At 63.5% G+C, this 16,045-nt stretch carries 5 protein-coding genes; 2 read left to right on the top strand and 3 right to left on the bottom strand.

What is annotated here, in order from left to right; genetic code table 11:
• The first annotated feature begins 9 nt into the window (after window positions 1-9).
• Window positions 10-555: an aspartate 1-decarboxylase gene (gene panD, locus HF682_RS12210; RefSeq protein WP_168877548.1), complete on the top strand. Its 546-nt coding sequence runs from the start codon at window positions 10-12 to the stop codon at window positions 553-555.
• Between the two features lie 71 nt (window positions 556-626).
• Here the strand turns inward: panD and HF682_RS12205 are convergent, their stop codons facing one another.
• Genes HF682_RS12205 through HF682_RS12195 form a run of 3 tightly spaced genes read right to left on the bottom strand, consistent with a single transcriptional unit; the run spans window position 627 to window position 14,429 of the window.
• The gene (locus tag HF682_RS12205) at window positions 627-4,979 is read right to left on the bottom strand and encodes a non-ribosomal peptide synthetase (RefSeq protein WP_168877547.1); all 4,353 of its coding nucleotides are present in this window, start codon (window positions 4,977-4,979) and stop codon (window positions 627-629) included.
• A gap of 1 nt (window position 4,980) precedes the next feature.
• Window positions 4,981-8,001 (bottom strand): type I polyketide synthase, encoded by a 3,021-nt coding sequence (locus HF682_RS12200; protein ID WP_168877546.1) that lies wholly within the window; start codon window positions 7,999-8,001, stop codon window positions 4,981-4,983.
• A complete protein-coding gene (locus HF682_RS12195; protein ID WP_168877545.1) occupies window positions 7,998-14,429 on the bottom strand; it encodes a non-ribosomal peptide synthetase in 6,432 nt (2,143 codons plus the stop codon). The genes HF682_RS12200 and HF682_RS12195 overlap by 4 nt, the downstream gene beginning before the upstream one ends.
• 293 nt (window positions 14,430-14,722) lie before the next feature.
• Between HF682_RS12195 and gabT the strand changes: the two genes are divergently transcribed.
• Complete coding sequence (gabT, locus tag HF682_RS12190; protein WP_168877544.1) at window positions 14,723-15,997, top strand: 4-aminobutyrate--2-oxoglutarate transaminase; 1,275 nt, start codon at window positions 14,723-14,725, stop codon at window positions 15,995-15,997.
• Window positions 15,998-16,045: the final 48 nt, after the last annotated feature.

Raw genomic sequence — 16,045 nt, 5'->3', positions numbered from 1 at the left:
GTAAACCCTATGATCAAGGTGGTTCGTGCCAAGTTGCACGGTATTACCATCACCGGTGCAGAACTGCACTACCACGGTTCGATCACGCTCGACCCGGAAGTGTGCGAGCAAGCCGGCATTTTCCCGATGGAGTTTGTGGAAATCTGGAACAAGGACAGCGGTGCCCGGATTTCCACTTACGTGATTTATGGTGAGCCCGGCTCACGCTGCTGCATCCTCAATGGCGCAGCCGCGCGTACTTGCCAGAAAGGTGACCAGGTCATCATTTGTGCTTCGGACTACATTCAGCCGAAGGAGCTGTACCAGCTACGGCCCACCGTGCTGACCTTTACGCCGGATAATCAGGTGGATGAGGTCATGCATTATGAAGTGCGCGAAACGGCAGAGCGGCAGCATGATTTCCGCATCATCCGGGAAGGCAGCCAACAAGGCACGACCCGCAGCCTGCAGCAGGTGGATGTGGAGGCCTTGAGTACCGAACTGCGTAGCCGTGGCCTGGATGACCGTGCCATTGCGGATATCCTGTCCAAACACCTCAGCCAGTTTTCACACTGAGTCCGGATGTTGAAAAGCCCCCGCCCCAGGACAATGGGGCGGGGGCTTTTGCTTCAGGGTTTGCCCCCGGGTTAGACCGGCTGTTGGTCTGCTTTTGGCAAGAAGCCCTGCTGAATCAGCGTGTGGATGGAGGGCCAGAAGTGTGCCCAGTCCATGACCGTCAGCGGCTGCCCCAGTGCGGTGAGACGGTTGAGGCTCTTCTGGTTGTCCAGTTGCAGGAAACGGGCGTGATCACGCCAGCTGTCCCCGATCAGCGGCAGTATCGCTTGCCAGTCGGTCTGGCTGGCCAGCTCTGCCGCGCACTGCTGGACATGGCGTGACCAGTCTTTGCCGTGCATCAGCGGCAAGTGGTAGCCATGTCGGGCCAGCGCTTGGCCGACTTCGGCCCAGCGCCAGCGCCGTGGATTGGAGATGTGCCACGCCTGTCCGAGGGTCTGACCATCCTTGGCCAGGGCCACCACCGCATTCACCGCTTCGTCTACTGGCACCATGTCGAGCAGCCGCGCACTGTCGGGTACGGCTTTCACCGTCATGCCCAGACGCAGCAGTTGCCAGGCCATGTCATCCGGGTGGGGCTGATGGTGAGTCCGGTCGCCACACACCGTGGTCAAGCGGATCACCGAGCATGGCAGACCTCGCCGGATGGCACGGCGGATCAGGGTGTCGCTGACCCAGCGGGCCTGCAGATAGCCATTGGGCAAGCCTTGCCAGTGCTGCAGTGCATCGTCCTCATGTACTGGTGGGCTATCTGGGGTGGCCTGACTGTGGTCAAACACGCCCAGACTGCCAATAAAGTGCAGCGGTTTGCTGCGCTGTGTACTCGCCAGCTGTAGCATTTCGGCAGCAGCCAGTGCATTGCTGTGGCGTAGCTGAGTATAGGGGGCTACGAAATTGATGATGACCCCGGTATGGAACAGGACATCCATCTCCTGCGCCAGCTGCTGCCATAGTGCGGGTTCCAGTCCGAAGCGCGGTGCCTCCAGCTGACCGGCTACCGCAGTCAAACGAGCCGCACGCGTGGCGTTCCACAGGCCAAAGCGGCCCAGATGATCGGCCAGATGGTGATACGCCTCAACCTGGTTTGCCCCCGGTGCCAGACAATAGACCTGCAGGTCTGGCTCATCCAGCAAGCGGGCCAGCAGCCAGGCATTGATGAACCCTTGCGCGCCAGAGAGGAACACTTTGCCTTGCCCCGCAGGCCACACCGATTGCAGCGGTGCGCCCGGCAGAATGTCATCCGCAGCACGTGCCTCCTGCGCCAGATCGAAGCCTTGGCTGTCGCTGTGGCTGCGGTCCTCATGCGGCTGTTCGCCCTGGCGCAGTTTAAGCAAGAGGTCAGCCTGCTGACGAATGGTTGGCGCTTCAAAAATGGCACGGATTGGGAATGCCTGCGCAAACTGTTTGCGGATGGCAAAGGCCAGCTGAGTCATGTGGATGGAGTTGCCTCCTGCGGCAAAGAAATCCTGGTCAATACCAGCGGGGGCCTGACCGATTACCTTCTGCCACAAGCCATACAAGGCATGCTGGTCTTCGGTTTCAGGGAGCGCGGTCACATCCTCTTGAGTAAACCGGGCCTGCAGGGCGAGGCGGTCCAGCTTGCCGCTGGCCGTGCGGGGTAGACGGGTTTCATTCTGAAAGTGTGTCGGGATCAGGGCAGGTGGGAGCCTGCCTGACAGGGCGCTCCGCAGGCTGGCCGCGTTGTGCGGCGTGTGCCCCTCATGCCAGACCAGATGCGCACTCAGTCGTGCCTGCCCCTGCGGATCCTGGTGCAGGGTTACCACGGCGGCCTGCACCCCGGCCATCTGCAGAAGGGCATGTTCGATCTCGCCAGGTTCAATGCGTACCCCGTGCAGCTTGAGCTGCCGGTCGGCACGCCCGCTGATCAGCAGTCCCGCTTGCGCATGCTCACGGGCCAGGTCGCCGGTGGCATAGTGCCGCCCGGTCTGTCCCGGCAAGCTGCGGAAAACCTGTCGGGTGAGTGCCTCATCGTGGCGGTAGCCTTTGGCCAGCCCAAGGCCGGATATATGCAGTTGCCCCACGGCACCGGGCAGGCAGGGTTGGTCGTGTATGTCCAGCAAAGTCGCCTGCAGGTAAGGCAGGCAGACCCCGATGGGTACGCAGCTGACAGATTCGTCCGGGGCGTGCCAGTGCGTCGCATCAAACACCGTGGCATCAGCCATGACTTCGGAGGAGCCGTAAACATTGAGGATGCGGGCCTGAGGGAAGGCCATACGTGCCTGCTGCAACAGCGTAACCGGGAAGCGTTCGCCACTGACTTGCAGCAGCCGTAATCCCGGGTAGGGCTGGGGCAGATGCGCCAGCAGATGCTCCAGCACACTGGGGGTGATCACCAGCCGGGTAATGCGCGCGCGGGTCAAGGCTGATACCAGGGACTCCGGGTGAGCGAGCTGGCTGTCCGGCAGGCTGACGGCGGGGTAGCCGGACAGCAAGGGGCCCAGTACCTCACACACGGCATCCACAAAGACGGGTGAGGTTTTCCATAGCATGCGCTCGTCCAGCGCGGCCGGATGTGCATGGGCCATCCAGTCCAGTCGGGACTGCAAGGCCTGCATGGGTAGCTCCACGCATTTGGCCGCACCGGTCGACCCGGAAGTCAGCACCATCAGTGCGGCAGCATCAGCTGCAGGTGGCGTATGCGGGGGCAGCGCCTGGGCAGGCTGGGGCAACTCGGCATGGTATAGCGTGCGTGCCACATTCCATTGCCCGGTGGCCGGCCACAGATCCGGGGTAGTTAGCAAAGCGGTAGGGTGCAGCTGCTGCAACTGCGCCAGCAGCCCATCCTGCGGGCGACGCGGATCCAGAGACAACCAGGGGCGACCCAGATAGAGTGCGGCCAGCATGGCGGTGCATTGCTCGATGCCGGGCCAGAGTAACAAGGCCAGTGGAGCCGTGGGCTCCGTGTCTGCGATGGCGGTGCGCAATTGCTGCACCCATTGCCGGGTGTGCGCCATCAGGTCTTGCCGGGTGTAGCTGCGCGCAGCGTTCAGATCATGCAAGGCGAGAGCATCGGGTGCCAGATCGCACAGGGCTTGCCAGCGTGACCACAGTGAAGGCGTGCGGGGGGCGTCGGTCGGAGCGGTGGTCTCGATCCGCTGCCGCAACCCGGTGACTTGATGAAGGGGGGCTTCATGCTGTGTCAGCAATGCCAGCATCAGTGCCTGCTGTTGCGCCAGCAATTGCTGGGCGCCTTGCGCATCCAAGCTACCCTGCCGGACTGTCAGCCGCAGGCGGATGCGCTCGCCGGGATAACCGGCCAGCATCAGCGGATAGGGGTTGTGTTCGTAGCTTTCATCGTGGCGGACCTGCAGTGGCGCGCCTGCCGGGGTATCGGCCTGACTGCCGGGCTGGTTTTCCCAGACCAGCAGGGTCTCAAACAAGGCCTGACCGGGGCAACCGGCCTGCCGTTGCAACTCGCTCAAGGGCAGGTAGCCATGCTGCTGAGCGGTCAGCCAGCGGGCCTGCAATTGCTGCAGCCAGAGGCCACTGGCTTGTTCTCCATCGCAATCCACCCGGCAAGGCAGCACATTGAGTAGCAGGCCCAGCGTGCGGTCGATGCCGGGAATCTCGGGCGGGCGGGTGGCGATGGTACTGCCAAAGCTGACCTCCTGCTGATGATGATACCGCGCCAGCAGCAAGGCCCAGGCCGCGCTGAAAACGGTATTGCCGGTCAGCCCCTGCTGTTGGCACAGCTGGCGAAACCGGGCGCTGTCTGCGGCAGACCAGTCCAGGTCAAACGCCACGCTGCCTTCGCCTGGTGCGGTATCCAGCAGGGGGGCCGGGGTGGCGGCACCCAAGTCAGCCAGCTGCTGTTGCCACCAGGCGGCGGCAGATGACGGGTCTTGTTGCGCCAGCCAGGCGCGGTAGTGCTCGAAGGGCGCAGTCGGCGGCAGGCTTGCTGTCGGGTTCACATAACGCTGGGAGACTTCTTCCAGCAGCAGCGAGAGTGACCAGCCATCCAGCAGAATGTGGTGCAGCGTCAGCAGGACCTTCCAGCGTTGTGTGTCCAGCTGCAGGATGTCGAGCACAAACAGTGGGGCCTTCGATAGCACAAAGCCTTGTTCACGCCGCTGTTGCCGTTGTGCCTCGATGGCGGCGAGCTGGGCTTCGTGGCTCAAGCCACGCAGGTCGTGCTCGTGCCAGGGCAAGCTGACGGCTTGCTGCGTCACTTGATACGCTTTGCCCAGCCCCTCCCAGTGGAAAGAGGCACGTAGCATCGCTTGCTGCTGCAGGCTGGTTTCCCAGGCTTGCCGATAGCGGGAGAGGTCAAACGTGCCGGAGACAGTAAAACCGTACTGTTCCAGATACAGTCTCGGGTCGTCGTCCAGTAGCGCGTGATACAGCATGCCTTGCTGCAAAGGGGTGGCGGGTACGATCGCGTCCAGGCGGGAGGGCATCGCCGTCATGTCATGGGGTCTCTTCTGTCAGTTGATTCAGCAGCAAAGCCAGGTCGTCTTCATCCACTTCACTGAAGGTGAGGGAAGGCAACGAAGGCGAGGTCTGCACGGGGGGTGTCAGTACCGCAGCCAGTGCGGCAGGCGTGCGTAGCTGGAATACCTGCTGCGGGGTCAGCGACCAGCCCTGTTCGCGTGCCAGCTGGCACAGGCGCAGTGCCTGGATGGAATTTCCCCCCAGCGCAAAGAAATCATCGGTCAGCTGGATGGCGTCCAGATGCAGTACGGCGCGCCATAGCGCCAGCATGCGGTTTTCGTCGGTCAGCGCGGCCGTGGGCGCTACATCGCCTGAGGCTATGTCCCGTGGTTGAGCCGGGGGCGTGGCCGGGCTGGCTTGTACGCCCTCAGGCGGGGCGATAGGCAGCACGGCGGGCAGCCAATGGCGCTGACGGGCAAATGGGTAGCCAGGCAAGGCACACTTTTTGCGCGGCAGCCAGGCGTGCTGCCAGGCGGGCCAGTTGATGGCCACACCATGTTGCCACAGCAGGCCTATCGCCCACGGCCAGATGCGCTCCGCCGCATGCCCTGCCAACTGGCGCGGTGGGCACAGGCTGACACCGGGCCGGGGCGAGGACTGCGACTGACGGGCAAACTCCAGCAGGCCGCCCGGCGGGCCGATTTCCAGGTCCATGCCATCTGGCGAGGCATGGGCGAGCGCCAGGTCAAAGCGCACGGTGTGGCGTAGTTGCCGTACCCAGTAGTCTGCGGAGCACGCCTCTTCGGCGGACAGCAGCTGACCATGCGTACCGGAGCGCAAGGGCAAGGTTGGGGCTGACAGGTGTAGCTGACTGAGCAAATCCTGATAACGCGCCAGCATGGGGTCCAGCATCGGACTGTGGAAGGCATGAGACGTGCGCAAGCGCCGCGCCTGCCAGCGTTGGGCAGCTGATGAGGCCAGCAGGGCCTCCAGCGCGACATTCGGCCCTGCAGCCACGCAGCATTGCGGGCCATTGACCAGCGCGAGCGCCAATGAGCCATGGGCGGCCAGCTCGCGCTCGACGTCTGCCGCTGTCGCCAGCAGCAGCGCCATGCCGCCCGTGGGCAAGGCGGCCATCCACTGGCTGCGCGCGACCAGCAGGCGAGCAGCATCATCGGGCTGAAACACCCCGGCTACGGTTGCGGCGCTGAGTTCCCCCAGACTGTGCCCCAGCAACTCGTCGGGTTGCAGGCCCAGCGCCATCAGGGTTTCGGCCAGGCTGACTTCCAGTGCGAACAGCGCTGGCTGCACCAGCCCGGTATCTGCCTCCGCCTCCGAGGGGGTCAGCAGCACGGCACGGATAGCCGGGTCGGCTCCGGCTTGGACCAGGCGTGCCAGCCAGCGCTCGAGCCGTTCGCGAAACAAGGGCTCTTGCTGATAGAGCGGGGCGGCCATCCCCGCATAGTGTGCCCCTTGGCCGGGGAACAGCCAGCGCAGCTGCGTCACGCGCGTGACCGGGGTGGTCGGCAGCGTACTGAGTTGCTGAAGGGCGCTGGATGTGCTGTCTACCACGCAAACCCTGCGATGAGGCAGGGCTTTGCGCCCGGTTTGCAGCGTCCAGGCCACATCATCGAGTGAGGTTGCCGGGTGTTGCGACAGCCAGTGCGCCAGCGCGGTGGCGCGCTGTTGCAGCGCCTCTGGGGTGGCGGCGCTGAGGGGCAGGCAGTGCCAGCTACGAGTCGGGCCTGGCACCGGTGTGTCTGGTGGCGCAGACAGGATGGCGTGGGCATTGGTCCCGCCGAAGCCGAAGGAACTGACCCCGGCCACCCACGGACGATCCTTAGGCCAGACCGTAGACTCATGAATGACATGGAACGGGGTGTGTGCCAGCCGTAGCGCCGGATTGGGGCGCTGGTAATGCAGGGTGGCCGGGATCTGGCCGTGATGAAGGCTGAGTGCGGTCTTGATCAGGCCGCTTAGCCCGGCTGCCACATCCAGATGCCCGATATTGCTCTTGATGGAGCCAATGCCGCAGGAGGCGGTCGCCAGTGCGTGGTCCGCATTGTCTTGCAAGGCCTGATGCAAGGCCTCGATCTCGACCGGGTCGCCCATGTGGGTGCCGGTGCCGTGGCATTCGACATAGGCCAGCTCGTCCGCCTGTCGTCCGGCCACTTGCAGCGCCTCGCTGATGACGGCCACCTGCCCGTTCAGGCCGGGGGCGGTGAAGCCGACCCGTTGATGACCATCATTATTGATGGCACTCCCTTCGATCACGGCCAGAATGCGGTCCCCGTCCGTCAGGGCATCGTCCAGCCGTTTCAGCATGACCCCGGCCACACCGGATCCGAACACGGTGCCGCTGGTGGCTGCGTCGAAGGGGCGGCAATGGCCATCGTGCGAGCGGATGCCCCCCGTTTCGGGCAGGTAGCCCAGGTCTGCGGGCAGGCTGATCGAGGCAGCGAGAATCAGTGCGCGGTCGGCTTCAAACGCCAGCAGCTGTTGCACGCCCAAGTGAACGGCGACCAGCGACGAGGAGCAGGCAGTTTGCACCGTCAGTGCCGAGCCAGTCAGGTCCAGCTTGTAGGCTACACGGCTGGCGGCGTAGTCCTTGTCATTGCCCAGCGTGCACTCCAGCAGGTCGGCCTCGCCGCGCCAGACGGCGGGCAGGGCATGCAGCGGCAGGTAGGCGTTTGCCCCCACGCTGGCCAGGACACTGGTCCGGCGCCCATCCTGATCCCCCGGTGGAATGGCGGCATCTTCGAATACCTGCCAGGCACACTCCAGCAAGACGCGCTGCTGCGGGTCAATCAGGGCCGCCTCACGCGGGGCATAGCCGAAGAAGCGGGCATCAAAGCAGTCATGGTCAGCCAGTGGGCGCGCCAGTGCGACATAGCCTGCTTGCTGACTCAACTGATGATGGGCTGACTGGGCCAGTTGCGCCGGGTCCAGCAGCTGATAGGCTTCTGTTCCCGCCAGCAGCAACTGCCACAACTCAGCGACCGATTCGGCACCGGGAAAGCGCCCCGCGCAGCCTACAATGGCAATCCGTTGGTTCATACCGACCTCCGGCGCGCTGCCAGCCGGGCAGCAGCGCGGTCACGCGTGGCTTGCCGGTGGGGCTGGTTGTGCCCTTTATCCAGCAGGGAGGCCAACGCCCGGATGCTGGGCTGCTGGAACAGCTGGGTCAGCGGCAGTTCACATTGCCAGCGGCTGCAGACCTGTTGGTGCAGTTGCGCCAGCAGCAGGGAGTTGCCCCCCGCTTCAAAGAAATTGTCGTCGATGCCGATCGGGGCTGGGCCCAGCAAGGCTTGCCACAGCTGCAGCAAGGCCCGTTCACTGTCGGTACGGGGCGGGGTATGCTGGCGATCGTGATTGCTGGTCAGCAAGCCTTCCTGCGGCAGGCGCCGGCGATCCACCTTGCCGGTTGCCGTGAGCGGCCATTCCTCGGCCAGGCTCCAGTGGGTGGGCAACAGGCTGGCGCTCAGCTGGCGGGCCAGATGTTCACGCAGGTCTGCACAGCGTACTGTTTGCCCTTGTTGCAGCAGAATATGGGCGACCAGATTCTCCCCCTGTGGCGTGACCTGCAACTGGATAACCGCATCCTTGACGGCCGGGTGGCTGCGCAGTGCGACTTCCAGCTCGCCGGACTCCACCCGCATGCCACGCAGCTTGATCTGCTGGTCCTGCCGGCCCAGGACACTGAGTTGCTGCCCCCGCCGTCGACCGATATCACCAGTGGCATACAGCCTGATGACGTGACCGTCCGGGTGCGTCCAGTCATGAAAGGCCGCGGCAGTCAGCTCAGGCTCATTCAGGTAGCCTCCGGCCAGATTCACTCCGCTGACGTGGATGTGGCCGGGCTGGCCAGGGGCCACAGGCGCGCCATGCGCGTCGAGTAGCCATAGGGTGCAACCCGGCACGGGTTCACCCGCAGGCAGGATGGCCTCATCCGGCAGTGGGGTGGTGATGCGGGACCAGGCCGCGTCCGAACTGACCTCCGTGCAGCCATAATAGTTGAGGAGATGGCTGTCCTCCGGCAGGGCGGCAAGCAGTTGCTGCGCCAGATCACGCTGCACTTTCTCGCCACCGAGCACCAGCACCCGCACTGGCAAGCCTGCGGTTCCGGCTTGGGCCAGCAGGGCGGTGGCCAGGGTCGGGGTCAGTACCAGCCGATCAATCTGATGTCGTTGCAACAGGGTATGCAATTGATACGGGCTGCGCGCCGCGTCCGGGTCCGGGATCAGGATGGACATGCCCGCCAACAGACTATCCAGCAGCTCACCCATGGCATCTACGAATGCGGGGGAGGTTTTCAGGCAGGCGATCGCGCCTGCGCGCAGTGGGGCCGTGGTCTGTCCCCAAGCCAGACGGTGGCGCAGATTGTCGTAGCTGAGTGCCACCGCCTTGGGTTGACCGCTGGAGCCGGAAGTGTGCTGAACCCACGCCAGGCGATGCCCCGGCGCAGCCTGATAAGGGGGCAGCGCCTGTGAGGCGGGTGTGTGCTGATCCAGCAGCCAGCATGGCGTGGTGGCCTCTGTGGTTGGCCACAGGCTGTGGGTGCTGACCAGCAGGTCGACCTCGGCCCGTTGCAGCATGCCTTGTACTGCGGCGATGGGCCGTTGCGGGTCTATCGGTAGCCAGGTCAGCCCCAGTCGCAGGATGGCCAGAATGGTGCAGGCATAGTCAACGCCGGGGTGCAGGCGCACGGCAATGAGCTGCGCCTGCGGGTACTGTTGCAGCAGTTGCCCGGCGCGATGCTCGGCGCGGGTCATGAGCTGTTGCCAGCTCCAGCGTGCGCCGTGATCGTCAAACAGGGCAAGGGCTTCTGGCTGTTGTGCCGCATGCTCCGCCAGCTTCGGCCAAGGATCCAGACCTGGCAGCGCAGGGCCGCCATCGAAGCGCGACCACGCCAGACGATTGGCCAGCGGTGCCAGTGGCAGGCGGTCCAGTGCGGCATCGGGAGTATCCAGTGCAGCCTGCAATACATGGGTGAAGGCCTGCTGCCACTGCTCGATACGGGCAGGGCTGAACAAATCTGCGGCGTATTGCCAGACCACCAGCAGTCGCTCCTGGTCTGGCAAGGCCAGAATTTCCAGGTCCATATGGGTGGCGGTAGAGGCCACCGGATGACTGCGAATTTGCAAACCGTGCCAGTCTCCCTGCACCAGCCCGGCCGCCTGATAGGTAAAGGACACCTGGTATAAGGGATTCCGGCTCAGGTCCGGTGCCCGGTCCTGTTGTTGAACCAGTGCCTGCAGGGGAACATGCTGATGCGCTTCGGAGGCAAGGAAAGCCTCGCGCGTCTGCAGCAGCAATTGCCGGAAGGTGTGGTCAGGCTGCAGGCGGGCGCGCAGGGGAACCGGGTTGATGAACAAGCCAATCATGTTCTGGGTGGCGGCATGATCGCGGCCTGAGAGCACGCTGCCCATGATGAAATCATCTTGCCCGGCCAGACGACCCAGCGTCAGCTGCATGGCCGCGAGCAGGACCATGAACGGGGTGACGCCCTCAGTCTGGGCCAGTTGCTGCACAGCGGTAGTCTGCTCTGCGTCCAGCCAGTGGTGCAGGCTCGCGCCACGGAAGCTTTGCACGGGCGGTCTGGGATGATCGCTCGGCAGGCTCAGCGGGCTGGCCTCGCCCAGGATGGCTTGCCATTGCGCCAGGTTGTGCTGCAACGTCGTGCCGCTGTAGTGTTGCTGCTGCCACAAGGTGAAATCGGCATAGCGGGCCACCACAGGCATCTTGTCAGCACTGCCCGTACCGTACAGCTGGAACAGCTCCTTGACGAACAGCTCGCTGGACCAGCCATCGAAGGCAATGTGATGGAGGCTGTAAAGCAATTGCCAGCGTTGCGGCCCTAGCTGCAGCAAGTGGGCGCGCAGGATGGGGCCGTTCTCAAGGTCAAAGCCGGAGGTGAGCTCAGTATCCAGTGCTTGCTGGCAGGCCTCGGCTTGTGCTTCAGGTGCCAGCTGTTGCAAATCCGTGCAGGGCAGCGGAAACGCTGTTGCGGGCTGAATCTGGTAACGGCGGCCTTGCAGCCCGCGTGGGTAACGGGCACGCAGCGGCTCGTGATGGGCTACCAGCAGGCGGAAGGCCTCTGCCAGCCGCTCGGGGTTCAGATCGCCATCCAGCGTCAGCTGATGGCAGAGGTTGAAGAAGGCATGGCCCGGGGAGAGCTGGTTCATGAACCAGATACGGTCCTCCGCCCAGCCTCGCTCTGGCGTTTCAGGGTGCGCACTCGGCCATGGGGTGCGCTGCCGGGCGGGCTGGCGGCTGAGCCATTGACACATGTCTTGCAGTACCGGGTGCGAGAACACCATGCCCAGCGGGGGACGGAAGCCATAATGCTGCTCCAGACTCAGCAGCAGGCGTGTGGCCAGCAGGGAATCGCCCCCCATGGCAAAGAAGTGGGCATCCGGCCGGGTGATGCTGTGTGAGAGCAGGGTTTGCCAGATATCGGCTAGCGATTGCTCTTCCGGGCTCAGCGGGCGGCTGGCCTGTTGAACAACGGCCTGAGTCTGCATGAGACGGCTCAGGGTTTGGCGGTCCAGCTTGCCATTGGCGTTGACAGGCCACTCTGTCAGCACCACGAAACGGCGCGGAATGGCCGCAGCGGGCACCTGCTGGCGACAATGGGCAATCCAGTCCGCTTCGTCTGCTTTCTGCTCAGGCCGCAAGAGCACGGCAGCGACAATGTGCTGCCGTTGCTGCGCATCCGGCTGCTCCAGTACCACCGCCTGGGCGATGGCGGGGTGCTGCAGCAGTGCGGACTCGATCTCATGCGGGTTGATGCGCAGGCCCCCGGCATTGAGCATGAAGTCGGTGCGGCCCAGAATATGAATGATGCCGTGCTCATCGCAGTAGCCTTTGTCGCCGGTGCGGTACAGGCGGGTGCCTGTTAGCGGGTGGGGCAAGAAGCGTGCGGCGTTGTGCTCGGGGGCATTCAGGTAGCCTAGCGCCAGACTCAGGCCGCTGCAGTATAGCTCCCCGCTGACCCCATCCGGGCAGTCTTCCAGCCAGTCGTTCAGCACATGGTATTGGCAATGGTCAATGGCGCGACCATAGGGAATGCGGGTCCGGAGGCAGTCGTCCGGGCTCAGCGGGTGCACGATATTCCATAGTGTGGTCTCTGTTGGGCCGCCCACGCTGTAGACTGCACGCCCTTGTGCCAGCAGCGGTGCCAGCCTGGCGGGGGAGAGCCAGTCGCCCCCGAGCAGCAGGATACGCAATGAGTCCGGTAGTGCCGGGCTGTGTTGCAGCAGCCATTCCAGAAAGCGGGGCACGCTGTTCCAGACGGTAATGCCGTGCTCCTGCACCAATTGCAGCCAGTGCGCCGGGTCCAGCGCCTGTGCGGCCAGAGGCTGCACCAGACGGGCGCCCAGCTGGAAGGGCAGCAGCTGATCAAACAGCATCATGTCGTGGTGCAGGGCGGTAATGGCGATGAATCCGTCCTGCTCGTTCAGGCCGAAGCGCTGCGCGCTGTATTGCAAGGCATTGGCCAGTGCGGCGGCATGCAGTTGTACCCCCTTGGGGGTGCCGGTCGAGCCCGAGGTAAAGATGATGACGGCGTTGTGATCCGGGTCCCAGGCTGCCGCTTGTGGCTGCGTGGCTGGGGCTGACAAGGGTTCCGGCATCAGCAGGAGCGGGCAGGGTAGCGTCTCAGGGTGCTGCCCCGGCAGGCTCAGGATCAGGTCCGGTGCCAGCGTATCGAGCATGCCTTGTAGCCGGGTAGTCGGCTGGGTGTGATCCAGCGGTGCGGCGGTGCAGCCCAGCCATTGGCAGGCCAGCAGGGCAACGGTCTGCTGCCAGCCGCGCGGCAGCAGCAAGGCAACCCGTGAGCGGGTGCTCAGCCCGTGTGCCTGCAGTTGCCGCACCCAGGCGGCCACTTGCTGCTCAAGCTGTCGATAGTTCCAGTGTGGCCCGTCAGCGCAGATCAGTGCGGATGCTTCAGGTGTGCGTTGGCTCCAGCGTTGTAAACCCTGTGCGGCTGTCTCGGGACGGAAAGCGGGCAGCGTTGCTGTAGGCTGGCGACATCGGCGCTGATCGTCTGGCAGCGGCGTACGCAAAGGCTGATGCCATTGCTCAGGGGAAGCTGCGAGCTGCTGCAAGTGGTGTACGAATGTAGCAAACAGGGTGTCCAGCATGCCATCCGGGAACGCGCCCGGCATGGCATCCCAGTTGAGATGCAGGTTTCCGTCTTCGAGCAGGTACTGGCAATCGATCAACACCTGAGGCGTGCGGCTGACCATCTGCCGCACCTCACCAAACACGCTGCTGATGGCGCGGGGTGTGTAGTGTGCCCCTTGTCGCAAGTCGGGGGTGGTGGTGAACACGTACGGCATGCTGGCCAGCTCACCGCTGTGCCGGGCGCGGGCCAGTTCGCGCAGTTGTCGTACACCGGACACGGCTTGATGGTCCAGATCCTGCCATAGCTGCTGCTGGATGGCGCGGGCGTGGTGGATAAAGCTGCCCGGCTCGCGCAGGTTCACTTCCAGCAGGCTGAACGAGGCAAACTCCCCGACCACGTTGCCGATGTCCGGATGCCAGTCTGGCCGGTTGAAGCGGGGAATGTTCAAGGTGAAGTGGCGGCTGCTGCTCCAGTGAGCCAGAACATGGGCGTAGACCGACAGCAGTACGCCTGCCAGCGACAGGCCGTGTGACTGGGTGAGCTGCTGAAGTTGCCGGCTGGCGGCGTCCCCCAGTGCGTGCTCCAGACGGATGAATTGTTCGGAGCGATGCGCCGCATTCGGGTGGCGGGGCAAGTCAGGGGCCGACGGCAGGGTGGGCATGCGTTGCTGCCACCATTGCAGAGCGTGCTGCCAGCCGTCCTGTTGTTCATATTGCTGCAAGGCCATGATGTAGTCACGGAACTGCATCTGCAGCGGGGGGAGTGTGCAGTCCGGCTGCTGGTAGAGTTGGGCCAGCTCATCAAACACAATATGCAGGCTGCGGCCATCAATGCACCACAGGTCCAGTTTGATGTGCAGATAACCTTCAGCTGCGTTCAGCTGGTCATAGATCAGGCGGGCATGGGGCCAGCTGGCCAGCGAGGCACACTCCGCCTGCAGCTGGCTTTGTGTTGCCGCCAGATGATCGTGCAAGGCGGCTTCAGACAGGGAGGAGGCATCACGCGTTTCAATGTCTTGCCAAGGGGCATCCTGCAGCACCCGCTGCACCCCTTCCGCATTGACCACCGCCCGCAACATGTCGTGCCGCTGCAGCAGACGGTTCCAGGCGTGCGTCAGCCGGGGCAAGTCCAAGTCACGGGTATGCAGCTGTACATAGAACTGGATCGCCCCAGCGTGGGAGAAGGTGTCCTGTCGACCCACCCAGTAGGCATACTGCATATCGGCCAAGGGGAAAGGCGCGTGGCGCTGAGCAGGGTCGGTGGTGATGCGGAAGATGCGTTGTTGCTGGTGTTGCAGGCGTTGCTGCAGGGCTTGGGTCAGGCGTTGACTGCGTGATTCCGTCGTGCGGGTGTCCATGGGCATGAGCTTGCAAAGGTTCTGGATGACGGGTGATGGTCTTTTAAATGTAATTGATAGTCAATCTCATTTGAAATTTGTCATGCTGCCCGTTTCGCAAAGGTGAGCCGGCGCCCACCCTGTGATAGTTGTTCTTTAAATTAAACACGTCAAAGGCAGTTTTTACGCAGCCTTACTGGAATGTTAAACTTATCAAGGCAGAATACTGGTGAAATGTTTAAAATCCTGCTATCTTTCTGTCGTTAAATATTAAACACCCGCCCGTGGGGCGGTCTAACGGATGGAGACCCGACATGGCTGACAATCAATCCCTGCTCAAGCGCAAGGACGCGGCTACCCCACGCGGGGTAGGTGTGATGGCACCGTTCTTTGCCGAGCGTGCGCTGAACTCTGAATTGTGGGACGTGGAAGGTCGACGTTACATCGACTTCGCCGGTGGGATCGCCGTACTGAACACCGGCCATTGCCACCCCAAGGTGGTGGCTGCGGTGCAGGCCCAGCTGCAGAAGTTCACCCATACCTGCTATCAGGTGGTGCCGTACGCTTCCTATATTGAACTGGCTGAGCGCATCAACGCGCTGACCCCGGGTTCGCACGCCAAAAAGACCGCTTTCTTCTCTTCTGGCGCCGAGGCGGTGGAAAACGCCATCAAGATCGCCCGCTTTGCCACCGGCCGTAGCGGTGTGATCGCCTTCTCCGGGGCCTTCCATGGTCGTACCATGATGGGGATGGCGCTGACCGGCAAGGTGTTGCCGTACAAGGCCGGTTTCGGCCCGTTCCCGGCAGAAACCTACCATGCACCGTTCCCGAATGAACTGCATGGCGTCAGCAGCCAGGATTCGCTGGACGCCCTGCAGCAGCTGTTCAAGTCTTCCGTCGACCCGAAGCGGGTGGCTGCCATCATTCTGGAGCCGGTACAAGGCGAAGGCGGCTTCTATGTGGCGCCCAAGGATTTCATGCAGCAGCTGCGCGCACTGTGCGATCAGCACGGCATCCTGCTGATTGCCGATGAAGTGCAGACCTGCTTTGCCCGTACCGGCACCATGTTTGCCATGGAGCACTACGGCGTGGTGCCGGATCTGATGACCATGGCCAAGTCGATGGCCGGTGGCTTTACCCTGTCCGCCGTCTGCGGCAAGGCCGAGATCATGGATGCGCCGAACCCGGGCGGCCTGGGTGGCACCTATGCCGGTAACCCGCTGGCGGTGGCGGCTTCGCTCGCCGTGCTGGACGTGATCGAAGAGGAAAAGCTGCTGGAGCGCAGCAACCGCCTGGGCGACAAGCTGAAGGAAGCCTTGAATGGGCTCAAAGCCAGCATGCCGCACATCGCCGAAGTGCGTGGCCTGGGGGCCATGATCGCCATGGAGCTGAACAAGCCGGGTACCGATGAACCGGATGCCGATTACACCAAGCGCGTGCAGCAAAAAGCGCTGGAAAAAGGCCTGATCCTGCTGACCTGCGGTGTGTACGCCAACGTGATCCGCTTCCTGATGCCGCTGACCATTCAGGACGAAGTACTGGCTGAAGGCTTGGCCATCCTGCAAGCGGCCATGCAAGAAGCCCAGTAAACCAGACTTGAAAACGGGGCGCTGCGGCGCCCCGTGCAACAGGAGCTT

Origin of the sequence: Leeia aquatica, assembly GCF_012641365.1 — a bacterium.
In the GTDB taxonomy this organism is placed as follows: Bacteria; Pseudomonadota; Gammaproteobacteria; order Burkholderiales; family Leeiaceae; genus Leeia; species Leeia aquatica.
Note: the sequence above shows the minus strand (reverse complement) of the source record. Positions and strands in the feature narration are given on the sequence as shown.